Origin of the sequence: Coxiella endosymbiont of Dermacentor marginatus (genome assembly GCF_907164955.1) — a bacterium.
Classification (GTDB): domain Bacteria; phylum Pseudomonadota; class Gammaproteobacteria; order Coxiellales; family Coxiellaceae; genus Coxiella.
Genome location: NZ_OU015521.1, coordinates 388959 through 414283 on the forward strand (window position 1 = coordinate 388959; position 25325 = coordinate 414283).

A 25325-nucleotide genomic window follows, 5' to 3' on the forward strand; every position below is an offset into this window, starting at 1 on the left:
GATATTGGTCAGAAAAGACAACAGAAAAGCTTTTCGATAACAAAACATTAATCTATTTTCAAGCAAACCCTAGCTAGCTGTACTCGAATATCAAGCCAGAAAAAGTATAAAAAAGCTAAGAGATAGCATATCTTCAAATAACCTTGACAATTTTCAGGCGTTAGTCATCCAGAATTGAAAGCATTTCTTTCAGTGAGGCATCAATCAGAAGCCATGATAGGCAATATGAGTAGAGCTTACTAAACCTATGTTAATTGTAAATTCATAAGGCTGTCGTAATTTGTTTTGTGAACGACTAGATATCTTGCGTGATTAAGAAACGGAAAAGCGCTTATCTATTGAAATGGATGCAAAATTTTGAGATAGTAATCACTTACCTGCACACAATTTAAAATAAAATAACTCCTCAGTTGATAGTAAAATTGTATCAAGTTACTTGTGAAAGAACATATGAGATTGTTATTGCCTGAAAAAAAATTGTTTGATATTTAATTTTGTGATGAAAACTTCTCTCGTTGAAAAACTAAAACATCTAAGTTTTCGCTACAGTGAGATCGGTGGATTACTAGGTGATATCAGTGTGATGGGCGATCAAAATCGCTATCGAGAATTGGGAAAAGAATACGCGCAATTAGAACCAATCGTAAAATGTTTTCAAGTTTATGAAACAAACAATGAGGCTATTAAGTCAGCTCAAGAAATTATTTCAGAAAAAGACTCGGAATTAAAAAAACTGGCTGAAGAAGAATTAAAGCAGTTAACTATTAAAAAAGATCAATTAGAGGATCAATTAAAAGTTCTTTTAATTCCAAAAGATCTAAATAATGAGAAAAATATTTTTCTTGAAGTTCGTGCAGGTACGGGTGGTAATGAAGCAGCAATTTTTGCAGGTGATTTATTTCGAATGTATGTGCGTTATGTAGAAAAGAAAGGATGGCATATAACTATTATATCCGCTCATGAAAGCGAGCATGGTGGATTTAACGAGATAATTGCTCGAATTGTCGGAAAAGGAGTTTATTCCCAATTACAGTTCGAATCGGGGGCTCATCGAGTTCAACGAGTACCCATGACAGAATCGCAGGGGCGAATACACACCTCTGCTTGTACAGTAGCGGTGATGCCTGAGGCAGAAGAAATCGACGCAGTCAGAATTAATTCGGCCGAATTGCGCGTTGATACTTTTCGAGCTTCTGGTGCTGGTGGACAGCATGTAAATCGAACGGATTCAGCAATTCGAATTACACATATTCCTACAGGAATGGTAGTCGAATGTCAGAATGAGCGATCACAACATAAAAATAGAGCTCACGCAATGTCTCTATTGCAGGCAAAATTATTATCTTCAGAACGATCAAAACAAGAACAAGAACAAGCCACCAAACGAAAATTGCTTGTTGGCAGTGGTGATCGTTCTGAAAGAATTCGTACTTACAATTTTCCGCAAGGTCGAGTCACCGATCATCGAATTAATTTAACGCTATATCAACTCGACGAAATTATGAGAGGGAATTTAGACCCTGTTATTAATCCTTTAGTTCGCGAATTGCAAGCAGAGCAATTGTCTAAATTAAGTAAAAGTGATAAGAAAATAGGGTGATTAAATGATTTCAATTAAGGAAATGATGAATAAAATAACTCAACAATTAACGGGTTGCTCAGAAACTCCTAAGTTAGATGCTGAAATACTTATGGGTGAAGTGCTAAAAAAAACGCGCGCTAAATTATTTTCTTATCCGGAAGTAGTATTAACTAAAAAACAACAGAAACAAATAATGAATTATGTGGCACGCCGTCTGATTGGTGAGCCTATTGCCTATATTATAGGTAAAAAAGAATTTTGGTCCTTAAGTTTGACTGTAACGCCTGATGTATTTATTCCACGCCCTGAAACGGAAATGCTTGTGGAGTATGCGTTAAAATTACTCCCAGAAAATGAGAACATTCGGCTTGCTGATTTAGGAACAGGCTCTGGTGCAATTGCTTTAGCTCTTGCTTGGGAACGTCCGTATTGGCAAATTGATGCTACTGATAATTCATTAAAAGCATTAAAAGTAGCAAAAATTAACACTGAACATTATAAAATAAAAAACATTAATTTTTATCTTGGAGAATGGTGTAAAGCTTTGCCTCAGTACGATTACCACGCTATTGTAGGAAACCCTCTTTATATTCCTGATGAAGATAAGCATCTTCAGCAATTAAAATATGAACCACGAGAAGCTTTAATCGGTGGTCCAGATGGCTTATCGGCGATTAAAGTGATTATTGAAGAAGCACAAATATACTTAAGACTTGGCGGATGGCTGTTGCTAGAACATGGATTTGATCAGTCCGAAAAAGTTATTGTTCTTATGAAACATTTTGGTTACCAAGAAATTAAAGATTACAAAGATCTAGCAGGATTGCCAAGAATGATTGTTGGGAAAAAATAATTTTGAATTAATAAATTTAAATTTTAAAAATAAGCATCTTGCTAATTCCATTGATATACCGAGCATTTGCATTCTATCAGCGGTGCGACGATTTTTAAAACAATTTCTTGTTAGACTTTTCACAAGGACTCCTATTCTGAGTTAGTTGATTTTAATTTTTATTAAGGTTCCACCGCTATTAATCCATAGTCAGGTTATATTATTTATAGGGAGTGGTAAAAAACTTAAGGAAATGAACTTCTGTTTTCACGATTTTTTCATTGGCAACAGAGTTTACTGTAATTTTTGTTGTGCTTAATGTTTTTAATATTGCCATTGCTTGCTAGTCAATTGTTGGAACTTGGTGGTTATTACAAATTTGTTTTCCAATTGTTATATTAGGTTAAGCGCTATGAACACTAACTTAATATCAATCACTGTTGGTAGAATTAGACTAGCAGAAAAGAGATTTAAAAAACTGGTTATTGTTTATCTCTCTTTTTATAAAGACTGTTTTTGAAACTTAGAAAAAATTAGTATTCGGGTAAAATATTCAATGACAAGAATTTAGAAATAGAGACAGGGAAAAGGAAAGTAGGTTGGGGAATTGTAGTCCATGCTTTTATTATCTTGTCTTCAATAAGTAAATACAGTTAACTGTATGATTAGAGATCAAATAATTTCTGATAGAAATCGGAATAAATGTCTATTATAAAATAAAGAATAACTTCGTTAGCAACTACGGATCTGCTCTAACTAATCACGTTAAGCTCACTAAATTATGACAGTAAAGTTCATCTGTAAAGTAGATTTATAGTTAGAGTGAAAAAATTGCCTTCTAATCATAAGAAAATACTGTGGAATATATAAAAATTATTTTCAGTGATATCCAAAAAAAGTTGCTTGAGCCTGTTTGAAAAGATGTGTAAAATCACGTACATCATTAAAGTGATGAAAGCTGCTTGTTTGGATTTGAATTCTTTAATAAAGTTGTAAATATGTTGAAGATTGTTTTAGCAAGTCAAAATGAAGGAAAATTAATAGAGATACAAAATTTATTAAAAAGTCTTGAAATACAATTGATTCCTCAGAAAAAACTTGATATTTCTTCGGTTGAAGAGATCGGGACAACCTTTGTGGAAAATGCCATTATTAAGGCACGTCACGCGGCAAAGTATTCGGGTCTCCCTGCTTTAGCTGATGATTCAGGTTTAACCATTAATGCTTTAGATGCAGCACCTGGAATTTTATCTTCGCGATATGCAGGCGATAATGCAACCGATTCTGATCGAATACAAAAAATTTTAAAAGAATTGGAGAAGATAAATAGTTCTGATCGTAGCGCAAGTTTTCATTGTATTTTAGTTCTAATGAAAAGTGAAATGGATCCAGTCCCTCTCGTCCTCCATGGAGTATGGAAAGGGGAGATTACTAACGAACCAAAAGGGGAGAATGGATTTGGTTATGATCCTATTTTTTATATTCCTTCTCATCGCTGCACCGCTGCCGAACTGGATCTTAAAGAAAAAAATTTAATTAGTCATCGAGGCCAAGCTCTACAAAACTTAACGACCTTTTTAATAAATACTTTTTTAGCATAGCCTATCCTGTGTAATAGCACCCATATGTGATCTACTTGATTTAAAAGCTTATGTCCGTATCCGATTTTGTAATAAAAATTTTGCTAACTAGCTTAGATTATTTAATTGTATAAACCAGTACTGCGGTTTTTCTATTTTTAGTATCGCTATTCTTAGTAGAGCTATTTTATTTTTTCCCTTGCTTGTATTAGCACCTTGGAATATTTCTTAAAAATAAGGTTGACGTCACGATCATCAATGCAAAAGGTTGCATCTTAAATTAAACGGAAATTTTACAAAAGGCTGTATCTCAGTATTCTTCAGATCTACACAGATAAGATTTATGTATATTCTGCAATTTCAATGGATGTTTAGCGCTTGAGAAGAGGATACACAACTAATCGTTAAGTTGGGTTCACGCAAAGATTAATAATTAAATAGTTTAAACTAAGCTCCCAAGGCTTTTCTCTAAACGATGAATGATATCATTATTTCCCATTTCATAGTTTTCTAAAAACTCTTTTAAATTAATGAGAAAAATGTCCAATACCTGAATAAGAATAGTAAACTTGCGCTATCACTGATCGATGTTTTTTCAATACTCTCTACAATCAAATAACCAAATATCACAGTATGATTTTTCTTTCAAAGATTCAGATTTTCTTTAGATTAGTTGAGTTAGTTTGGTAATTCGCTCTGCTCTACTTGTGGAAAATACTTGCGTGAGTAACATTTAACAGCAAGATACTGTGGATTTTTAGCGTTCATCTTTGTATCTCTTTTTATGCTGCATTTGAATGTATAGCTGTAAAATCTGAAGGTTCATGATCAAAATTGCTCTCAAGCATAAGCGAAAATGATTCATGCCTTAATCAAACTAATATCCTCTAATCTAAATCTAAGTTCTCGAAGTTTATAGTTTCTATAAATTTATCCAAAATGTATTTTTTAATTTAAGAACTCTTTTTTCAGGTAATAAGAGAGTCAATGCCAAGATGTAGATCAAGATATAATATCGTTATTCAGGAATTCTCAAATGATTTGTAAAGAAAGAGCAAACTGTATTCTATCTAAATATCCTATGAAACGAAGAGGTCCCTTGCAACCTAATGTATATTTCCTTTTTAAGGAAATGTTCTTCTTAGTTTTAATGTGGTGATCTTTCACGCATGACAATCATGGTTGATTCACCTCTTTCTGAAAGGATTCAAAATTCTTTAAGTAAGTATTTTAGATATCAGAATCAAGATCACTGTGACTCTACTAGTTCTGATCTATTTAGCTAGACCTCTTTTTTTTGTGCATATGGTACTGCTAAGATAATGAAATCATAAAGATCTAAAAATTTGCTAATAGTCACTAATTTAACATTTATTCCACAGCGTGGAATTGTCCAGTGGTGTTTTTTAAAATCAAGCTTGCTGCTGACCATTAATAATTGAAGACAGGGCTAAGAACTATAAATAGAGGTTCCTAATATAAAGTGAAGATGCAGTCTAAGTTAATCTATTATTTCGAAGAAAATAAAACCAATTGTTCTATTCACTAAGAGATCACTGATTCCAGTGCCTAATAATATGGTAATAGACATATAAATATTCAACATCTCATCTAAACTAAGATGTATATGAAATAAATATTATTTACAAGAAGATTAAAGGCTAACAACTTTGTTTGCATACTACTCGTAAGTTAGCAAATAAATGATTTGTTCAACATTGTATTTTAGCACCAACTAATCCTTAGATAACATTAAAGATGTAGATTAAATGAATTCGCACTAGTTTTATTTATAACATAGTATTTAATAAGTTAGTTCTCGTCTGTTAGTTCTCGTCTGTGAATTATGAATAAAAAATTTTTTGATCTGCAAAATAACACACGACAACTGTTTATTGTAATTCGAGAAATATTTTGTTGCGAAAATTTAATACTATACATTTTGGATTCTCATTCCCTTGTCTGTCAAATGATAAATCTACACTTTCTTGATATCAACAAAATGAAATTCTAAAAACGTTATGATTAAGCTTATCTCAAAAAGGTTATACTCTTAATGCAATACTTATTTGCCAGTACCGCACTTATTTTGAAATTCATAAGCATCGGATGCCCTCATAATGTCCTTGTTAAAACGCCTTAAGAACAATAAGAAAAACTCATCACTTTAAAAATATTTCTTTCAAACTTCCAAGTTCATGCAGTTGATTAGTGGTATAATAATGACTCTGAGTGGATGTCAATGTGCAATTTCTTTTGCTAATCATAGAAGCAAAAAAGGGGATAATTAAAATATATTGATTGGTACTATTTATATGGTGTATTATTTTCCGCTTTAGATCTTGTTTATAGTGGTTTTGGATTATGCAAATCACTGAATTGGTAGCCTGTCTGTCACTAACGAAAAGATCATAATTTGAGCTTGAATTTCGTTATTTTATTTCGGTGGAAGTCCTTTCATGCTCGTAAGTAAAATATTTTTTTAACTTTATTTGCAACATGTTAACTTGTAATGGTTAATTTGCGCCTACGTTTGCTTCATTATTTTCGCTTAATGCGTTTTGATAAGCCTATTGGAGTTTTTTTATTACTTTGGCCCACATTGTGGGCTTTATGGATTGCCACTCAGGGACACCCCCCTTTAAAACTAGTGATTATTTTTATTTTAGGTGTCATTATTATGCGTGCTGCAGGGTGTGTCATCAATGACTTTGCTGATCGAAACATTGATAAACAGCTCTGTCGTACTCAAAACCGGCCATTGACTGCTGGCATTATCAATCTTCCTGAAGCAATAGGTTTATTTATTTTTTTGTGTTTTATTGCGTTAGTTTTGGTATTATTATTAAATCGTTTGGCGTTTGAATTAGCGATTCTAGGAATGTTGTTTACTATTATCTATCCTTTTTTGAAGCGATTTACTCATTTTCCCCAATTGTGTTTAGGTATTTTATTTTCATGGAGTATCCCGATGGTTTTTGCTGCTCAACAAGAAAATATACCTGTGATTGCTTGGTTATTATTCTTTTCAGCTGCGATATGGCCTATTACATACGATACGCAATATGCGATGGCAGATCGGGAAGATGACCTTAAAGTAGGTGTAAAATCAACTGCCATTTTATTTGGGCATTATGATCGGATTGTTATTGCGCTCTTACAAATGAGTATGTTGATTATGCTTAGTATTTTGGGTGAGTATTTAAGTCTTAATTATTTATTTTATTTAGGATTGATAGTAGCTTTTGGATTAATGAGCTACCAACATGTTTTAATCCGACAACGAGAGCCAAGACAATGTCTTAAGGCTTTTCATAACAATAATTGGGTAGGGTTTTTCATTTTTCTGAGTATTTTTTTTTCTTATATGCGATAATTAATCGAGTCATTATTATTACAGTAATTTTTACTAATTTGACAGGCTTAATGGGATAATAAAGCGGGGAGGATAATGACGATCATTATGAGGATGGTATCCATGAGAAGTATGAGACAATCTTAAAAACTATTTAGACAATAATTATGAAAAGAAAACTTCTTGCGTTCGCTGCGATTCTTCTTTCTTTAATTACGCCATCTCTTTATGCAGATAACCTTATTCAAGTTTATTATCAAGCAGTAAAGAATGATCCTGCTTTTTTGAAAGCTCGAGCAGATTGGTTATCAGCACAGCAAGATTTACCTATTGCAATGTCAGGAGCAGACGTGCCTGACTCTAGTTTGTTTCCTTATTTGACGATCACTGGGTCACTTACACAAACTCATCAGGAAATTAAAATGGGTCTTGATAGTACAAGTAGTTATTTTAATCAAAATAGTTATTTAGTAACTTTAACTCAGCCGATATTTAATTATGCTACTTGGAAATCAATCAGTAGTGCTCATTTTGCGGTAAAAGCGGCAATGGCTAATTATATAGCCGCTGCTCAAAATTTAATGTTTCGGACAGCTCAAGCTTACTTTTATGTCTTGAATAGTTATGACCAATTGCAATTTACACTTGCACAAAAAGAATTTTTCCTTCATCAGTTAATAACCGTGAAAGAAAAATTTAAAGTGGGTTTAATTGCTGTTACAGGAGTTTACGATGCACAAGCTAGTTACGACCAAGCAGTAGCTCAAGAAATTCAGGATCGCAACAATTTGGCTAATCAACTTGAGAATCTACGTGCTATTACAGCAAAAGAGTATAAGTCACTGGCTGGGTTAAAAAAAACAATCCCGCTGATAATTCCACACCCTCATGATATTAATGCGTGGATGCGAATCGCGGAACGACAAAGTTATTCTATTCAATCAGCATCATATGCTATGCTCACACAGCGAGAGACGGTTAAAAAAGCTGCTGCTAGGTGGTACCCAAAGTTAATTGGTGTTATCGTTCATGGAACCATTAACCAAAATGGATTTCCTCTCAATATTAGAGGTTCTACGACAGATATTACAACTGATTTTATAAATACCGCTACAACAACTACAAGTGGTGGACTCAATTTGAATTTCCCTATTTTACAAGGAGGATATGTAATCCATTCCACTCATCAGGAAGAATATAACTATCTTTCTGCTAGTCAACAACTGAACCTTACGCATCGGCAGGTAGTTCAAAAAACCCGCCAGGCCTATCTCGGAGTAGACGCTGGCATTATTAAAATTAAAGCGGACCAACAAGCTATTGTTTCTGCACAAAACAAATTAGAAGCTACTCAATCTGGCTATGTAGTGGGAACAAGCACGATGATAGATGTATTGAATGCTGTAACAGATTTATATAAAGCTCAGAAACAATGGGCTAGTGATCGTTGTACTTATATCATCAATATTATCACTTTAAAACAGCAGGCTGGCACTTTATGTCCAGAGGACTTATTTCAGATTAATTCTTGGCTGGGAAAGTCCGTAAAATTTGACGTGAATAAGTCTGTCATTGTCAGCAAATATATTACCACACTACCAAGGACGTTTCTTCGTGAGGTAGAAAATCTATAGAATGAGATTACCAATTTTTTTTATGCAATACTACGTAAGTCGCTTCAATGATTCTCTAAGGAGAAAAAATTTCATTTTATAATTTTTGCTTCTTGTTATTAAAGAAGCTAACGTAGAGATCTTTTTAAAAAGCCCCCCCACCAGCTTCTTAAGATTATCTACCTAAAAGGCAGATAAAAAAGCCATGTACGATGTTCTATTTAACAAAAGCGGGGGTTGTTGGTAGCACCCCCATTTTTAATCCCTCTTAGTTTATAAAAAGAAAACCTTAGGCAGCCTAATACTTTATCTATTGCACACAGTTAATTATTGAAACTTCGCTACCTGAAATTAAAGCGAATAGTATTTTATGAACGGACCCATTCTCCTTGGAGATATAATAACAAAGAGTTAATGAATCGGAACTTCTGTTTGGGCAGGAAAGTTTCCCTTCATGTATCTCTTAGTTAACTGTGTATTAATCCATTGCATATGTTTATTAAGGGCGCCCGTGTTAGCCATACTTACTTGATAAGCTCGTTCTCCAAGATTTTTTCTTTCTTGCGGGTTATTAAATAACCATGTTACATTCATAAAAAGACTGTTACTATCAGAAACGATAATCAGCGCGCGAGCAGTTTTTAATAAATTACTTATTGTCACGAAATTTTTTAAATTAGGTCCACTAATAATTGGAAGATGGATCGCGGCAGGCTCGATTAAGTTATGCCCTCCGACAGGAACTAAACTGCCTCCTACAAAAGCTACATCACTTGCCGCATAGAGTAAGCGTAATTCTCCCATTATATCACCTAATAAAATATTATCTTGTGGGTGAGGGACTTTATGTAAACTGCGTTTAGCAATAGAAAAACCAGTAGATTTGCAAAGGCGAGCTACCTTATCAAATCGGTCTGGGTGACGAGGAACTAAAATTAAAAGAGCATCCTGAAATTGATGACGCAACTGACGAAATGCTTCAAGTACGATAATTTCTTCGCCTTCGTGAGTACTAGCAGCGATTAAAGTTGGCTGAAAGCCCCAATTTTTTCGTAAGTTTTTTCCTTCTTCAATTAAAGAAGCAGGTAAATGTAAATCAAATTTTATATTGCCTGTAACAAGTAAACGATTAGAGGCTAGGTCAAGCTGAAGAAATCGTTTTCCGTCAAGATTACTTTGAGCTGCAACGCATGTGATCTGTGAAAGCATTTTTCGGGTAATCTGATTAATATACTGATAATTACGCATAGAATGTTCTGATAAGCGAGCGTTTGCTAGGAGGATAGGAATACTTTTTCGATTTAAGTAATACAGTGTATTAGGCCAAAGTTCAGTTTCCATGATAATAGCTAGTTGTGGATGAATGCGTTTCAAAAATCGATTGATTGGACCAGGGAGATCGTATGGAAAATACACGTGATGAATTCGATCGCCAAAATTTTTATGAATTTGTTCAGAACCAGTAGGAGTGGTTGTAGTAATCACTAGTATATATTGAGGATATCCCTTCAATAAAGCTTTAATAAGTGGAATAGCGGAAATGACTTCCCCCACAGAAATAGCATGAAGCCAGAGAGATTTTTTATTAGGATCGAGGGCATCAATGTATCCAAAACGTTCTAAAAGACGATAACGATAACCTTTTACTTTACGAGATCGCCATAACATTCGGAGCAGGACAAAAGGTAAAGCTACATAAAACAACAAGGTGTACAGATAACGCATAAGCTTAGTACAATTTACTTGATCATTTGTTCACTGATTTAAAAACAGCAGATATTAAGAAACTAAGCAGAATAACTTGGATCATGTTTTGGTGCAATATAAAATTATTTCAGATAATTATCTAAAATTATAGGTAAAATAAAGATAATGGAAAAATTTGAAAAAAAATAAGTAAAAAGAGTATACAGCAGAGGTTATTGAAGTTTTAAGTGGTTTGGAACCAGTAAGACGCCTGGTATGTACACCGATATTTCATGCCCTAATCATCTTGCTCATAAGGCTATTGATAATAGTATAGATGAAGTAATTGCCGGATTTGCAAGTCATATAGAATTAATTCTCTACAAAGATAATTCGCTTGAAACTATTGATGATGGTTGTGGTATGCCATTGATATGCATCCCAAACATAAGGTTTCAGGAATCGAATTAATTCTTACTCATCTTCACTCAGGTGCCAATTTTCTAATAAAATTTATGAATATTTGGGTGGATTGCATGGGGTGGGCATTTCGATTGTAAATGCGCATCGAAAAAATTAATTGTGCAAGTGAAAAAGGAAGGGAAAATTTATCAAATGGATTTTGCACATGGCGAGAAAACATCAAAATTAAGAATTGTTAGCTCATGTGGTAGGCAGAAAACAGGGACCAGTATTCGATTCTGGCCAGATGTCCATTATTTTGATAGCACTAAATTCAGCGTACCTGCTTTAAGGTAGATTCTGCGCGCAAAGGCAGTTCTGTGTCCTGGATTAAAAGTTCAGTTTACTGATGAAAAAACTGGACAATATCTAGAATGGTATTATGTGGAAGGATTAAAAACCTATTTATTGGATAATGTCTGTGACTGTGAATGTCTGCCGAAGAGACCTTGGATGGGAAGTTTTTCTGAAGCCCAAGAAATGGTAGATTGGGCAGTTATCTGGCTTCCTGAAAGGGAAGAAGGACTGGAAGAAATGAACCTCGGTCAACTCCGAGAGACTACTATGAATCCAGATACTCGCCGCTTAGTTCAATTAACAGTAAAAGCTAGAGACAAAACAGAGCAGCTTTTAGATATGCTATTAACTAAAAAGCGAGTGCAGATCGTCGCAGGTGGCTAGAGAAAAAAGGAAATCTTGCTGAGATTGAAGTTTAAGGTAATATTTATGCAAAACAACAGGTCGCCTGGGGGCTTTGGTGTGGTATTAGCTCAATAGATTGAAAAATTAAAGAAACGGATATCTATCTGTTTAAAGAATAATCGATAGATAATGAGGATTTTGATTTTATCAATGTTCTCAAGAGAAATAACGGGACAATAGTTATTATTACGATGGTAATTTTCGTTTTGCTCTTACTGGTGCAAATAGTTTCAAAAATGAAATATAAGGAAGTAGATTTTCCTGTTTTAAATGATTAGAGAAGAGTAGTGCATTTTATTACAACTTAGGCGCGTGTTTAAACTCTATGATATTTTTATAAATGTATTTACAGGATGACAAGATTGCTAAGCTTTCCTTAGGCGTTTTTTTTAGTTGTTTTAATCTTATTTTTTGTATTGCGGTGGTTTTATTTTGTATTTGCTTAGACTAGCGTTAGTAATTATGACTATATTTTAGGAGTGGTGGTTACGATTATCATAGTTTTAGATATTATAAGCATGTTTTTTTTCATTTTTGGAAGTTATATGGGTATGCTGGTTTTAGGAATTATTGGCTCTATCTGGACGCTCCTGGTCATTCTTCTATTTTCTGTTATTTTTCCAATATTATTTCAATGTCGACAATATTTTCATTTATTGGATTTCTGTTTCAGAAAAGATTTTAGGTACCTGGCTTTTAATTAAGATGTGTAATTATTACGCATGCAATTTTTGTGTCATTCTAGTTTTAAGGAATTCAAAATGTAGAGGTGATAAAAATTATGTAGGAGGCCATTTTTAATACTCACCCGTCAACGCTTTGGCAGAATAGAATAATTACATAATAACCAACGAAATAATCTACGATTAAAGAATGCCATTATTTTGCGAAAAGGAAATCAATCTACCTATTTTCCTATTACAAAAAAAGAGAATGATGGGAAATTTTAAACTATGGTCTCTTAAAATTGATAAATTGTTTTTTCTGTTATGACTAAATTTAATGGAATATCCCATTTTCCAAAGGGAATTTTATCAATTTTTTGAAATTCATAAGCAATACCTACCAGTAATGGATTTTTTGAGTCCTTACCTTTTAAAGGCGCTAAAGTTCGATCATAGTATCCAGCTCCATAACCTAATCGATTACCTTTTTCATCAAAGGCAACTAAAGGTAAAAAAATTAAATCAAGATCTGCTAAAGAAGTAGGGTTTTCTCTGGATATATTAGGTTCTTCAATGTTGAAACGGTTTTGAATTAAAGGATTTTCTAAAAGGTAGGAATAAAAATTTAAACGCTGCTGATGAGAATGTAAGACAGGTAAATAACAATTTTTTCCCATTTTCTGAGATTTTATGAGTATATTATCAATGCTCACTTCACCATCGTATGCTCTATAGAACGCGAGATTTTGACTAGCTTTGAAAGAATGAAGTGTTATCGTGTTATTGCAAACTGCTTGAGCCACATAAGTTTGTTCTTGAAGAGAAAGAACATTACGGCGATGACGCATAAGAACACGCAGTTCTTTTTTATGAAGGGGCGAATTCATTAAAGCCTCTATGAAGTCGTTACGTTAAAATTTGGTTGGAAAATATAAACACTGCCTCAGAGACAATTCTTGTTCATATTGGTTCAAACGCGAAATTTTTAAAAAAAGTCATAGAAAACACTATGATTATATAGCATTCTTTAATTAGCTTTCTAGAAATTTTTTAATTCGCCTTTGAAAATCTTGAATACATTTAAAGCGCTTGTGCTTACCTGGGACATTTGATTTTATAACGTAGTGGGAATTTTTACAGAAATAATATCCTACTCAACATTGCTTATCATGATGTTTCTTCCTTTAACTGTATAATTATTTTTTTTATTTTCCGAGCTATATGAACTTTTCTGTACTAAATAAAAGGATCGGTGCACAACGCGCTATTTGTTAATTTTTGATGTAGGTTATTTTCTATTTTTAAACGTTTTAACGAACATAATAAGTGATCAATTTGATATTCAATTTTACTGAGTTTCATTAGCATATGTTGATTGTATTCCTGAAATAGTTGTTCTCCTGGTATGTTTATTTAAAGATACTATTGTACTAGATTAGGTGTTGATCTTAAAAATTAAGAACAATGCTTTCTCCTAAATTATGAGCAATCTTGCGAGACTTTCTTAGAGCAGCGTTGTTTCTTGACGCAGCCAGTCATTTAGTTCGTTATTCGGCAATAAATCTTTTAATGTGATGTAAATTTTCCGATGGTAATCGTTAACTTGCTGAATTTCTTGTTTAGTAAGATCTTGCAGATTAATCAATTTCCGATGATACGGGACTAATGTAAGATCCTCAAAACCATAGAATGGACCATGACTTGTCATGCTGTCATTTATTTTAAATTTTTCAGTAACTAAACAGAGATTTTCGATTCGAATTCCGTATTGATTGGTCATGTAAAGACCTGGTTCATTGCTTATAATCATGCCGGGTTGCAGTTGAATCTTTGTGTGATGAGCTGTAATGGCCTGAGGTCCTTCATGTACGCACAAATAACTACCAACACCATGTCCAGTTCCGTGACTATAATCTAGCGCTTCACGCCATAAAAATTGATGAGCAAATGCATTGAGGTGCTCCCCACAGGTCTCTTTGGGAAAGATAGCATGGCGGATCGCAAGATGTCCTTTAAGGACTAAGGTATAAAAATGCATTTGTTCTTTTGTGGGGTTTCCTAAATGAATAGTACGGGTAATATCCGTTGTTCCAGAAAGATATTGCCCACCTGAATCGATCAAATAAAGTGTAGAATCATCTATAGTAACATCAGTTTCTGGCGTAGCTGTATAATGCACAACAGCACTATGAGTACCAAAACCACTGATGCTAGGGAAGCTTAAATCCAAACAGCGTGAGTCTGCTCGACGAAAGGCTTCTAGTTTTTGAGCAGCTGTTATTTCGCTCACGCCTTCTCGCCAGTGGTTTATTAACCAATGTAAAAAGCGCACCATAGCAATAGCGTCAATGATATGCGCCTCACGCGCGCCTTTTTGCTCTATGGGATTTTTAAGTGCTTTGGCTAGTGTAATAGGACAAGTTTTATAAACAAAATTTTTAGCGTTTTTCAAATGCCTTCGAATCCACCAACTGGTTGTCTCGGGATCAATCCAAACAGAGTTCGATAAGTTGTTAAGTGCTTTGTCAAACGCATGATAAGGTTTTATCTGAACATGAATCTTTTTGAAGTAAGTTCTGTTCTCTTCGGTAAGCTTTTGCAAGTTTGTAAATAGAAAGGCTTCATTATAAGTGACTATAGCGTAGCTTAAAGTAAGTGGGTTATAATCAATATCGTTTCCTCGAATGTTAAACAGCCAGGCAATATTATCGAGAATATTGATTATGAGAGTATCTGCTTCTGCCAACTGCAAAGTTTTACGGAGGGTAGTGAGTTTTTTTTCAGCACTTATCCCAGCATATTGTTCTGGATGTACCTGAATAAGGCTGTTTAGAATTGCTGGGTGATCTTTCCATAGTTGGTCCACAAGATTATTATCTAGCGGTAAGAGTTTTCCTCTCTCTGGAAGCAAGGCCTGCTCAATTTTTTCTGCTTGTCGAACACTGATAACTTGAGGATCTGTAGCAAAGAGAATTGGCTGTTTTTGCTTACGTAACCATTGATCGATAGTGGGTGTTTCACATTGGCCTATTTTCATTAATTTAAAAAGCGTGCTGTCAAGTTGCTGTTCTGCTTGTAAGAAATACCTAGAATCAGTCCACAGAAAAGCGTTATTCATTCCCACAATGACATCTCCTGCGGATCCTGTAAATCCACTAATCCAAGCTCGTCTTTGCCAATAGGTTGGGGGATATTCATTTTTGTGCGGATCAGTAGATGGAATATAGTAATAGTCAACATTAATTTCTCTCATTAATTGTCGTAATTTAAGTAGTCGATTTTTAATGGAGTTTTTAGTCATTATGATTTCTCTATACCATAACGTCTTTGTTATACTCAATTTTTACACTTTTGTGGTTGATTGGTGAAGTTAAAAGTATCTCATATATGTTTTTAGTATGATAGGATACTAGTGCTATGCCAGTTTTACAAAATAAATTAGATCTCATTATCATTGGAGCAGGCCTTATTGGGACAAGTTTAGCAGTTTCTATTTCTATGCAAAATCATGGATTAAGAATCAAAATATTAGAACATAATTTGCCTAATATAAATTTACCTTTACAGAAAGATATGAGGCCTATTGCGCTTTCATATGCTAGTTATCAAATATTACGAGCGTTAGGTATATGGGAGAGCTTGGATCCTGAATCATGCCCTATTTTTACCGTACACGTTTCTGATCAAGGTGCATTAGGAACTTTATGTTTTCGATCTAGTGAATTAGGAATTTCTGCCTTAGGTTATGTAGTTCCCTTTTATAAATTACAGGAAACACTTTATCAAAAAGCAGCTTCTCAAAACAATGTGGAAATTATCCCTATTACTGAAATTCTGGCTATTCATTGTAATAATGATATGTCTTCGGTTAATTACATGACTGTTGAAGGAGAAAAAGACATACAAGCGAGTTTGCTAGTTGCTGCCGATGGAACCCAATCTACAGCTAGACGATTATTGAACATTCCTATTGAAGAAAAAAATGAAAATGAAGTTGCGTTAGTTGCCTCAATGGAATTAACAAAGCCGCATAATCAAGTTGCCTATGAGCGATTTACGCCACAAGGAACACTGGCTATTCTACCTCTCTTTGCGCAGAATCAATGTCGTTTAGTTTGGTCTTTGTCGAAGCAATTGGCTGATAAAGTTAGCCAATATTCCGATACAGAATTTCAAGATAAGATTCAGAAAATTTTTAAAAATCGTTTAGGAGACATTAAATCGCTTAAAAGAAGTAAACAATTCCCTTTGCAGCTGCTTGTTGCTAAAGAACAAATTCGTCCAAGTTTTGTTCTATTAGGAAACGCAGCTCATACTCTTTACCCAATTGCTGCTCAGGGTTTTAATTTAGGATTACGAGATGCAGCAGCACTCAGCGAATTGATAGTATCTACTTATCAGTGGCATGATCCTTTAATAAAAATTGACATTTTGCAAGAATATATTAAATGGCGTAAAGAAGATCAGGATCGAATAATTAGGGTAACTCGAAATATTTCTCAATGGTTTGATTTACGATTACCATTAGTGAATCGAGTTCGGGGTTTAGGATTACTAATAACGGAATTATTGCCGCCAATTAAAAATCAATTAGCTAAACGCTTACTTGGTTTATCGGGACGTTTACCTAAATCGATGCGATACACTTAAATGAATGTGAATAAACTGTCTGAAGTGATGCCAGTTACCATTATCGGTGGTGGTATGGTAGGATTGTTATTGGCAGCACTATTAGCAAATGCAAAAATAAGGGTTGCTATTGTCGAAGAAAAGAGTCCATTGTTGTGTTGGAATAAAAGCAGTTTAGACCCTCGGGTAAGTGCTATTAATGCGGTTTCCGGACGTTTATTGAAAAAACTCGGTTTTTGGCAGGATATTCGAAAGTCAGCTTATTCTCCTTTGATTAAATTGAATGTATGGGATAGCATTGGTGGTGGAGAGATAATTTTTGATAGCGTAGAGGTTTGTGCCTCCGCTTTGGGTGTCATTGTTGAAAATCGAGAAATTACTCGAGTTCTTTGGCAAAAGTTAAAAAAAAATCCTCTGGTCGAATTTATTTGTCCAGAACGTCCTTGTAATGTCTCACATTCTGAAAAATTTATTAATCTTGAGTTCAGCAGTCGAAAAAAAGTTCAAACTTCACTTCTTGTAGGAGCTGATGGTTCTCACTCGTGGCTTCGTAATCAAATGAATATTGATATACAAGAAAGTTCTTATGAGCAAAGTGCTGTTGTTTCCGTAGTTAAAACCGAAAATCCCCATGAGCAAACTGGTTGGGAAACATTTTTACCAGATGCTGTTTTGGCTTTATTACCTTTAGCTAATCCCCATAATTGCGCTATTGTTTGGTCGGTTTCTCCGGAAAAAGCAACACAATTAATGGCCACCGATGACAAATCATTTAATACTGAAATAAGTCATACCTCTAATTTACGGTTGGGTAAAATTCATCGGATTACCCAGCCCAAAGTTGTTCCCTTAATAATGCGTTATGCAAAAAAATATTTAGATTCTCGTATGGTGTTAATCGGTGATGCAGCACATACGATTCATCCTTTGGCAGGACAAGGAGTTAATTTGGGTTTTATGGATGCCGCTTGCTTAGCGCAATGTATAATTGACGCTCGCTACAAAAAACTTGATGTAGGTAGTTTTCGAGTTTTACGTCGCTACGAGCGCTGGCGAAAAGGAGACAATCTTATGATGTTAGCTGCCATGAGATTTTTTAAAGAATGTTTTGGTACTCAGTTGTCTTTAATCGTTCAGATGCGTACGATGGGATTGACGATGATTAATCGACTTAATTTCGTTAAAAATTGTTTTATAAAGATTGCGATGGGTGAAACATTTGATTTACCTGATTTAATTATTCGATAAATTAATTAGAATAAAATTAAATTTTTTTGATTGTTAACCTTGCAAATTAATGTGATTTAGAACTTTTTATTACATTGGATGGAATGAGAAAATTCCTATCAGAAATTACTTCTTGTTTATTTTTAATTAAGAATTTTAGATTTAATATTTTTTTGGGGCAGAAAGAGGAATGAGCCAGCTCTCGTGGTGAAAACGAATATTTTCACCACGAGGCTGTTATATTTTATGAGATCTTATCTTCCCTGTTTTATATTATATACGGATTTTTAGCTTTCGGATCTACTTATCTTACCGGAAGCATAATCTATAATAATCTCGTCCATTGTTTTTATCTTAAAAGAGTCCGAATTCACTAATATTAAAAGATATGGGAAATTAGGTGGAACTGCTTTCTCTAGAAAGATTCCAAACGATAAAACTAAATTCTAATACGCATCAAACTAATAATTATATTTAGCGAAGAATCGATATTCTGTCATCTGGTATTCCTGATTTAATTCTAGAGAATATGAGGTTACTTAATATTATTTGTTTATCATTTCGGTTGTGCTTAGTTGGAACAGATGAGGATGAAATTTAAGTATTTAGTGACATAGTAGAAGTAGTTAATCCTATTTTATTATGGCACGAGAACCAAAATGGAAATTAATAGGCTGAGAAACGGTATGTACTCCTATTTAATAATATTTTATGTACTCCTATTTAATAATATTTACAGCTTCTTGGAACTTGGATGCGTTCCTTTCATCTCTACTTCTTGCTTTTTCTGGGAAGGATTAATATCTTCTTAATAACACCTCATTCAAGATAATTCTCTTCTTTCTCAAGAAAGAAATAATTGTGTTACAATTTTCTTCTCATGAAGATTAGCCAATTTTTTCTGGCCACTGTTAAAGAAATTCCTTCGGATGCGAAACTGACGAGTCATCGTTTGATGATTCGTTCTGGTATGTTGCGTAAATTGGCAAGTGGATTATACACATGGTTACCGTTAGGATTGCGAGTGCTAAAAAAGGTAGAAAATATTGTACGAGAAGAAATGAATCGGAGTGGTGCGCTAGAACTATTAATGCCCATCGTGCAACCTGCGAGCTTATGGCAAGAATCGAACCGTTGGGAAGCGTATGGAGCAGAATTATTAAAAATTGTTGATCGGCATAAAAATACATTTTGTTTTGGCCCCACTCACGAAGAAGTAATGATGGATATCGCTCGGCAGGAATTAAATAGTTATAAACAATTACCTGTTAGCTTTTATCAGATTCAAACAAAATTTCGCGATGAAATTCGCCCACGATTTGGCATGATACGTTCGCGTGAATTTTTAATGAAAGATGCGTATTCTTTTGACCTTGATAAAAAAGGTATGCAAGCAACTTATAATAAAATGTATAACACTTATACACGTATATTTACGCGTTTAGGATTAAATTTTCGTACAGTATTAGCAGATACAGGGACTATTGGCGGTGACTATTCCCACGAATTTCAAGTGCTGACCGATGTGGGTGAAAATATTGTAGTCTATAGTGATGAAAGTGATTATGCGGCTAATATTGAAAAAGCGAGCGCTCAAGCGCCTCAAGGTGAGCCAGCTAATCCTACGAATTATATGACTAAAATAGCTACCCCTGGTATTCGCACAATTAAACAATTAGCTGAATTAATAAATATTTCTCCTAAAAATGGGATCAAAACACTCATTGTGAAAGGAAAGGATATCCCTTTTGTAGCATTAATTTTAAGAGGTGATCATGAGTTAAATCATATAAAAGCTCAAAATATGTCTAGGGTTGCTTCTCCTTTAGTTTTTGCCATCGAAAAAGAAATTAGAGAAACTATTGGTGCTGGGCCTGGATCTTTAGGGCCTGTAAATTTGGCGTTTCCTTATATCGTGGATCGAGACGCTGCACATTTGGCCAATTTTTGTTGCGGAGCCAACGAAGATGATTTCCATTTTGTAAACGTTAATTGGGGTCGTGATATTCCTTTAAGAGAAGTTGCTGATCTTCGGAATGTGGTTGAAGGTGATCATAGTCCTGATGGCAAAGGTCGCTTACGATTTGCCAAGGGAATAGAGGTAGGACAAATATTTCAACTTGGCGAAAAATATAGCCGAAAAATGCATGCCACTGTAATCGATGAAATGGGGCAAAGTCGTTATATTCAAATGGGTTGTTATGGAATAGGTATTTCACGAACAGTAGCGGCAGCCATCGAGCAGAATCATGATGAAGCAGGAATTATTTGGCCTGAAGTGATGGCTCCTTTTTCAGTAGCTTTAATTGGTCTCAATAGGCATAAGTCTTATCGAGTACAATCATCTTGTGAACGAATCTATCACGAATTGATCGAAGCGGGTTTTGAAATCCTTTGGAATGATCGAAAAGAATACCCAGGTACTATGTTTGCAGATATGGATTTAATAGGTATTCCTCATCGATTGGTTGTTAGTGAGCGTAGCTTAAATGAAAATGTAGTGGAGTATAAGTTTCGTCGAAATCTTGTGACAGAAGACGTGCCTCTTGAACACCTAGTAGCTTTTTTAAAAGAAAAAAGCTAAAAGTGAATTTTATGTTGTTGGTTATAAATGCAACAGTTCTCGTATTCAGTTCATAGTCTATATAATATGCTGCTTACTCATTGATGCTCCTTCATTCGATCAGTAGTAGGAATCATTCACTTACAAGCAAGGCGTCCTTCCAAAAATAATGCTATTATACTGATTTAATAGTTTTTTAATTTTTGTGATCCTTCCAGATTATTGTCTACATAGAGTAAAAATTAAAAAGAGAGAGAATATCCCTTAACCTTAATTTCTCTCAATTTTTCTAGTATCCATTTAATAATAGAAGCTCTAGTGATCGGCTATTAAACAATCATGTCTTATGATAATCAACCAAAGCTTAACATACTGCATATCTTTTTAGTAGAATAGTTTTCTTAATTAATACATTTCTAAGTTTCTTAACTAGTCTGATTACTGCGCAGATTTTGCTGGATTGTTATAGGAGGTTATATATAATTAGGGGTGAATATTTTAATTTCTTGTTTGGCACCTAACTATTGTATTCTTTTTTAGTTGTTTAGTTTTGTATAATGTAACTAATTATCTTTAATGGTTGCCTATGAAGTGCAAGATAGGTTGTGGTAAATATCAGAAGAATTACAAAAATATTTCTAATATTTAATATTTCCAGTATTTAATGTGATCAAGTTTAGGAGGGCTAATGAGGTGTTGAAAATATCGCCCCCTTACTGTTTGCCGTTCGGTGTTTCTATTTTCTTTCATATAATTCTATTAATTCTGTTCACTATCAATTTATCTTCTTCGAATACTTATCGGATAAATAATCCATCGTCTTCTGTGACTTTTATTAAAAATATTAAAGCAGAAACTGTAAGCCAAACAGTTATTGACAATGAAATTAATGCTATGAAGATAGCAAAAAAACAAAAACACGAAGCTAAACAAGCATGCGCTCGAGGATTGAAAGAAAAAATTCAAGTGTTAAAAAAACAAAAAATCGCTAAACAAAAGCGGCTTACGGATTTGCATATGAAACAACTGCACATAAAACAAAAGAAGAAACAAGAAGCAGTAGTAAGAAAAAAGGAATTAGATTTAAGAAAGCAGCAGCAGAAAATTACATATCATCGAATAGTATCTAAACAACAAAAATTACAACAGCAACTATTACAAAAAGAAATACAGCGAGAGCAAACTCAAGTAGCTAAAATGTGTCAGACAGAGCAAAATCAAAGAATTTTAGATCGATACAAAGCACAAATCATACAAGTTATCCAACAACAATGGATTATGCCTGTAAACACTAATAAAAATCTTTTTTGTATTTTACTTATTCGCTTAGCGCCTGGTGGAGCTGTTTTATCGGTAACAACACTTCAGAGCAGTGGTGATCCTGTGTTAGACCGTTCAGCTCGAGTGGCGGTCTTTAAGGCTTCTCCTTTACCAGTACCACAAGATAGTTCTCTCTTTTCTCAATTTCATGAATTGCGCTTGACAGCTCGACCTTTGCAAGTTAAAGCCAATACTTGGCCCTCGTTGCATAAAAGTTAGTAATAACATTATAATCTATCAGAAATATCTCAATGCAATAAAAGCCATGCAAAAACAATATCGGATAGTTCTTTATATCCTCGCTTCATTAGTTTTTATTCCAATCTATGCTGCACTAGATTTAGAATTAACGAAAGGTATGATTTCTACGATTCCTATTGCTATTACGCCTTTCGTAGGACAATCTGTTTCTATTTCCGGTGACCAAACAATCCTGCAAGTAATCAAAAACGATTTACAACAAAGTGGGCAATTTCGAGTAATAGAGCCTAATCATTTAGTGAAAACTCCGAAATCTTTGCAACAGATAAATTATCATTATTGGCAAAAACAAAAAGTCAACGCAGTAATTATTGGTGCTATTCGACCATCAGGAATTAATCGTCATCAAGTGGCATTCACCTTAGTGAATGTCTTTGATTCGCACAATGTATTATTAAGCGATTCCTTTAACGTGAAGACCCAGAATTTACGAAGTCTTGCTCACCATATCAGTGATCTCATTTATCAAAAAATGACGGGAGTACGAGGAATCTTTTCTACACGCATTGCGTATGTTTTTGTTCAGCATTTTCCAGATAAATCCTCTACATATACCTTAGAAGTAGCTGATGCGGATGGTTTTAATCCTCAACCTCTTTTAGTTTCTCATATGCCAATCATGTCTCTCACCTGGTCTCCTGATGGGGAAAAAATTGCTTATGTTTCTTTCGAAGAACAACACGCAATTATTTATGTGCAAAATTTAATTACCGGACAACGCCAAAGCATTAGTAATTCTCCGGGTATTAATGGAGCACCTGCTTTTTCACCGGACGGAACCCGTTTAGCGTTAGTACTTACAAAAACAGGTAATCCTAACATCTATGTTTTAAATTTAGTGACGAAACAATTAATTGAAATTACCAATGACTGGGCTATTGATACAGAACCAGCTTGGTCACCTGATGGAAAAACGCTACTCTTTACTTCTAATCGGGACGGTACGCCTCAGATTTATAAATATTCTTTTAGTAACAATGCGATTACTCGATTAACTTACCAAGGTGATTACAATGCGCGAGCATCTTTTTTGCCCAATGGGAAATCGATTGTCATGATGCATCAAGAAAATGGTTTATTTGGTATTGCGTATGAAGATTTAACAACGTGGCAATTACGAATTCTAACCCAAAGTGGGGTAGATGAATCTCCAAGTTTGGCGCCGAATGGTAAAATGATTATCTATGCAACTCAATACGGAAGTCAAGAGATACTCGCGCAAGTTTCTATCGATGGACAAATAAAATCACGATTACCATCAAGAGATGGAATTTTCCAAGAACCAGCGTGGTCACCTTTTTTGAATTAATATTCATCATTACAAAGCAAGGAAACAGCAGTAGTAATGATTAAAGTTAGAAAATGTTAGAGGGGATAGATATGAAAAAAAGATTCCAATGGATTATTTTAGGTGCGGTTGTACTTGAATTGACGGCTTGTAACAGCCATCCTACTTCGATAGGTACAGGAAGCGCAGTAACTGGCATTAGAGATGGCGTTAAGACCTATACGTTGCCAGAGCAATTTGGCTACTATCATGGTCAAGTGATGCGGAATTCACAAGGTCTTATTATTAATTCCTTAGTTGCCCCTGCTAATCAAACTTATTACTTCGATTTTGATAGCACAATAGTACGACCTGTCGATCTTCAAGCAATTCGTATCCAAGCTAATTATTTGGTTACCTATCCAAAAGCAAAAGTCCGATTGGAAGGTAATACGGATAATCGAGGCAGTCGGGAATATAATATCGGATTAGGTTGGCGTCGTGATCAGGCTGTTGCTCGTATTTTGGAACAAGAAGGTGTCGCTCCATCACAACTTAATATGGTGAGCTATGGGAAAGAACATCCAGTTGTGTTTAGTGAGGATAGAAGTAGCAACAATAATTATGCGTGGCGACTGAATCGACGAGTTAATTTAATTTATGAGGCTTATTAATTATGAAAATAAAAATTTTATATGTTTTAAAGTGTTTGATAACTATCTTATTAACATGGGATACAGCACTGGGAGCTGCCCCGGTCTTTGATATTACACAACAAGCTAGCAGTCGTCAAGAGACTCAAACAGAAATACCTAAATTAATATCCAATGAGTTATTTATCGGAACTAATACTCCTAGTGCTTCTATTTCTTTACCTGTACAGCCGCTGACCAATAGTCAGCGGCTAACTCATCTGGAACAGCAAATTAATAATCTTACCAACATGAATTTACCTCAGCAGATTACAGATCTTCAACAGCGGCTAGCTCAAATACGAGGTCAACTACAAGAACAACAGCGTGATTTACAATTAGTGAATAACCAATTACGCAGTTTTTACAATGATCTTAACCAACGAATCACACAACTTAAAAATTTAAATAGCGATGTCTTAAATGACAATGCTTCTTCACAAAAAACTGATAGGAATTTACTTCCCTATAATGGAAATATTCAATTAAAAGATTCTACAACTTATCAAAAAGCACTTAATTTTTTAACTAAGAAGCGATATGACAAAGCTGAAGCTTCTTTTCAGAATTATTTAAATGATTATCCTAATGGAAATTATATCGCAAATGCTCATTATTGGCTGGGAGAAATTTACCTAGAACAAAAAAATAGAAAAAAAGCAGTACTGGAATTTCAAATGATTAAAGATAAATTTCCTAATTCCGAAAAAATGCCTAACGCCCAATTGAAGTTAGCCATTATTCATGCGGAAAATGGTCAATTTATTCAAGCCAAACAGGAATTAGTAAAAATAGAAAAACAGTATTCCAGATCAACGGTAGCACAATTAGCGAGTATTTGTCTGCAACAGTTGAAAAGAATAAACTTCCATCGGTAAATTCCTCGTTA

15 protein-coding genes and 1 pseudogene are annotated in these 25325 nt (G+C 34.4%); 13 read left to right on the plus strand and 3 right to left on the minus strand.

Annotated features, from left to right (window positions below):
* The first annotated feature begins 499 nt into the window (after window positions 1-499).
* The 5 genes from prfA (at window position 500) to ONG85_RS01480 (ending at window position 8983) form a co-directional block, all read left to right on the plus strand.
* Window positions 500-1600: a peptide chain release factor 1 gene (gene prfA, locus ONG85_RS01460; protein ID WP_264435872.1), complete on the plus strand. Its 1101-nt coding sequence runs from the start codon at window positions 500-502 to the stop codon at window positions 1598-1600.
* A 4-nt stretch (window positions 1601-1604) separates the two neighbouring features.
* Entirely contained in the window at window positions 1605-2435 is an 831-nt protein-coding gene (prmC, locus tag ONG85_RS01465) for a peptide chain release factor N(5)-glutamine methyltransferase (protein ID WP_264435811.1), read from the plus strand.
* A gap of 977 nt (window positions 2436-3412) precedes the next feature.
* Window positions 3413-4015 (plus strand): RdgB/HAM1 family non-canonical purine NTP pyrophosphatase, encoded by a 603-nt coding sequence (gene rdgB / locus ONG85_RS01470; protein ID WP_264435812.1) that lies wholly within the window; start codon window positions 3413-3415, stop codon window positions 4013-4015.
* Window positions 4016-6506: 2491 nt separating this feature from the next.
* Window positions 6507-7370, plus strand: a complete 864-nt coding sequence (gene ubiA / locus ONG85_RS01475) for a 4-hydroxybenzoate octaprenyltransferase (RefSeq protein ID WP_264435813.1) — start codon at window positions 6507-6509, stop codon at window positions 7368-7370.
* A gap of 146 nt (window positions 7371-7516) precedes the next feature.
* Window positions 7517-8983, plus strand: a complete 1467-nt coding sequence (locus ONG85_RS01480; RefSeq protein WP_264435814.1) for a TolC family outer membrane protein — start codon at window positions 7517-7519, stop codon at window positions 8981-8983.
* Window positions 8984-9373: 390 nt separating this feature from the next.
* On the opposite strand, the gene waaA is transcribed toward ONG85_RS01480, so the two are convergent.
* Complete coding sequence (gene waaA, locus ONG85_RS01485) at window positions 9374-10687, minus strand: lipid IV(A) 3-deoxy-D-manno-octulosonic acid transferase (protein ID WP_264435815.1); 1314 nt, start codon at window positions 10685-10687, stop codon at window positions 9374-9376.
* A 196-nt stretch (window positions 10688-10883) separates the two neighbouring features.
* Between waaA and ONG85_RS03525 the strand changes: the two are divergent.
* A pseudogene (locus ONG85_RS03525) lies at window positions 10884-11826 on the plus strand (ATP-binding protein).
* 947 nt (window positions 11827-12773) lie between these two features.
* Here the strand turns inward: ONG85_RS03525 and ONG85_RS01500 are convergent.
* Together ONG85_RS01500 and ONG85_RS01505 are read right to left on the minus strand one after the other, a co-directional pair.
* On the minus strand, window positions 12774-13364 hold the full coding sequence (locus ONG85_RS01500; RefSeq protein WP_264435818.1) for a 5-formyltetrahydrofolate cyclo-ligase: 591 nt from the start codon (window positions 13362-13364) through the stop codon (window positions 12774-12776).
* A 617-nt stretch (window positions 13365-13981) separates the two neighbouring features.
* A complete protein-coding gene (locus tag ONG85_RS01505) occupies window positions 13982-15778 on the minus strand; it encodes an aminopeptidase P family protein (protein WP_264435819.1) in 1797 nt (598 codons plus the stop codon).
* Between the two features lie 116 nt (window positions 15779-15894).
* Here ONG85_RS01505 and ubiH point away from each other — a divergent pair, with 116 nt between their 5' ends.
* The 7 genes from ubiH to ybgF all read left to right on the plus strand — a co-directional run bounded on the left by ubiH (window position 15895) and on the right by ybgF (window position 25314).
* Window positions 15895-17127 (plus strand): 2-octaprenyl-6-methoxyphenyl hydroxylase, encoded by a 1233-nt coding sequence (ubiH, locus tag ONG85_RS01510; protein ID WP_264435820.1) that lies wholly within the window; start codon window positions 15895-15897, stop codon window positions 17125-17127.
* Window positions 17128-17154: 27 nt separating this feature from the next.
* Complete coding sequence (locus tag ONG85_RS01515) at window positions 17155-18354, plus strand: UbiH/UbiF/VisC/COQ6 family ubiquinone biosynthesis hydroxylase (RefSeq protein WP_406566720.1); 1200 nt, start codon at window positions 17155-17157, stop codon at window positions 18352-18354.
* An 859-nt stretch (window positions 18355-19213) separates the two neighbouring features.
* A complete protein-coding gene (locus tag ONG85_RS01520) occupies window positions 19214-20917 on the plus strand; it encodes a proline--tRNA ligase (protein ID WP_264435822.1) in 1704 nt (567 codons plus the stop codon).
* A gap of 672 nt (window positions 20918-21589) precedes the next feature.
* Window positions 21590-22435 carry a cell envelope integrity protein TolA gene (tolA, locus tag ONG85_RS01525; RefSeq protein WP_264435823.1) on the plus strand — a complete coding sequence of 282 codons (846 nt, stop codon included), beginning with the start codon at window positions 21590-21592 and terminating at the stop codon, window positions 22433-22435.
* Window positions 22436-22481: 46 nt separating this feature from the next.
* On the plus strand, window positions 22482-23786 hold the full coding sequence (tolB, locus tag ONG85_RS01530; RefSeq protein ID WP_264435824.1) for a Tol-Pal system beta propeller repeat protein TolB: 1305 nt from the start codon (window positions 22482-22484) through the stop codon (window positions 23784-23786).
* Window positions 23787-23857: 71 nt separating this feature from the next.
* The gene (locus tag ONG85_RS01535) at window positions 23858-24418 is read left to right on the plus strand and encodes an OmpA family protein (RefSeq protein ID WP_264435825.1); all 561 of its coding nucleotides are present in this window, start codon (window positions 23858-23860) and stop codon (window positions 24416-24418) included.
* Between the two features lie 2 nt (window positions 24419-24420).
* Window positions 24421-25314 (plus strand): tol-pal system protein YbgF, encoded by an 894-nt coding sequence (gene ybgF / locus ONG85_RS01540; protein WP_264435826.1) that lies wholly within the window; start codon window positions 24421-24423, stop codon window positions 25312-25314.
* Window positions 25315-25325: the final 11 nt, after the last annotated feature.

Bases quoted from the DNA above. Each gene is read 5' to 3' on its own strand.
- prfA (WP_264435872.1), top strand. From the start codon at position 500: ATGAAAACTTCTCTCGTTGAAAAACTAAAACATCTAAGTTTTCGCTAC.
- prmC (WP_264435811.1), top strand. From the start codon at position 1,605: ATGATTTCAATTAAGGAAATGATGAATAAAATAACTCAACAATTAACG.
- rdgB (WP_264435812.1), top strand. From the start codon at position 3,413: ATGTTGAAGATTGTTTTAGCAAGTCAAAATGAAGGAAAATTAATAGAG.
- ubiA (WP_264435813.1), top strand. From the start codon at position 6,507: ATGGTTAATTTGCGCCTACGTTTGCTTCATTATTTTCGCTTAATGCGT.
- ONG85_RS01480 (WP_264435814.1), top strand. From the start codon at position 7,517: ATGAAAAGAAAACTTCTTGCGTTCGCTGCGATTCTTCTTTCTTTAATT.
- waaA (WP_264435815.1), bottom strand. From the start codon at position 10,687: ATGCGTTATCTGTACACCTTGTTGTTTTATGTAGCTTTACCTTTTGTC.
- ONG85_RS01500 (WP_264435818.1), bottom strand. From the start codon at position 13,364: ATGAATTCGCCCCTTCATAAAAAAGAACTGCGTGTTCTTATGCGTCAT.
- ONG85_RS01505 (WP_264435819.1), bottom strand. From the start codon at position 15,778: ATGACTAAAAACTCCATTAAAAATCGACTACTTAAATTACGACAATTA.
- ubiH (WP_264435820.1), top strand. From the start codon at position 15,895: ATGCCAGTTTTACAAAATAAATTAGATCTCATTATCATTGGAGCAGGC.
- ONG85_RS01515 (WP_406566720.1), top strand. From the start codon at position 17,155: ATGCCAGTTACCATTATCGGTGGTGGTATGGTAGGATTGTTATTGGCA.
- ONG85_RS01520 (WP_264435822.1), top strand. From the start codon at position 19,214: ATGAAGATTAGCCAATTTTTTCTGGCCACTGTTAAAGAAATTCCTTCG.
- tolB (WP_264435824.1), top strand. From the start codon at position 22,482: ATGCAAAAACAATATCGGATAGTTCTTTATATCCTCGCTTCATTAGTT.
- ONG85_RS01535 (WP_264435825.1), top strand. From the start codon at position 23,858: ATGAAAAAAAGATTCCAATGGATTATTTTAGGTGCGGTTGTACTTGAA.
- ybgF (WP_264435826.1), top strand. From the start codon at position 24,421: ATGAAAATAAAAATTTTATATGTTTTAAAGTGTTTGATAACTATCTTA.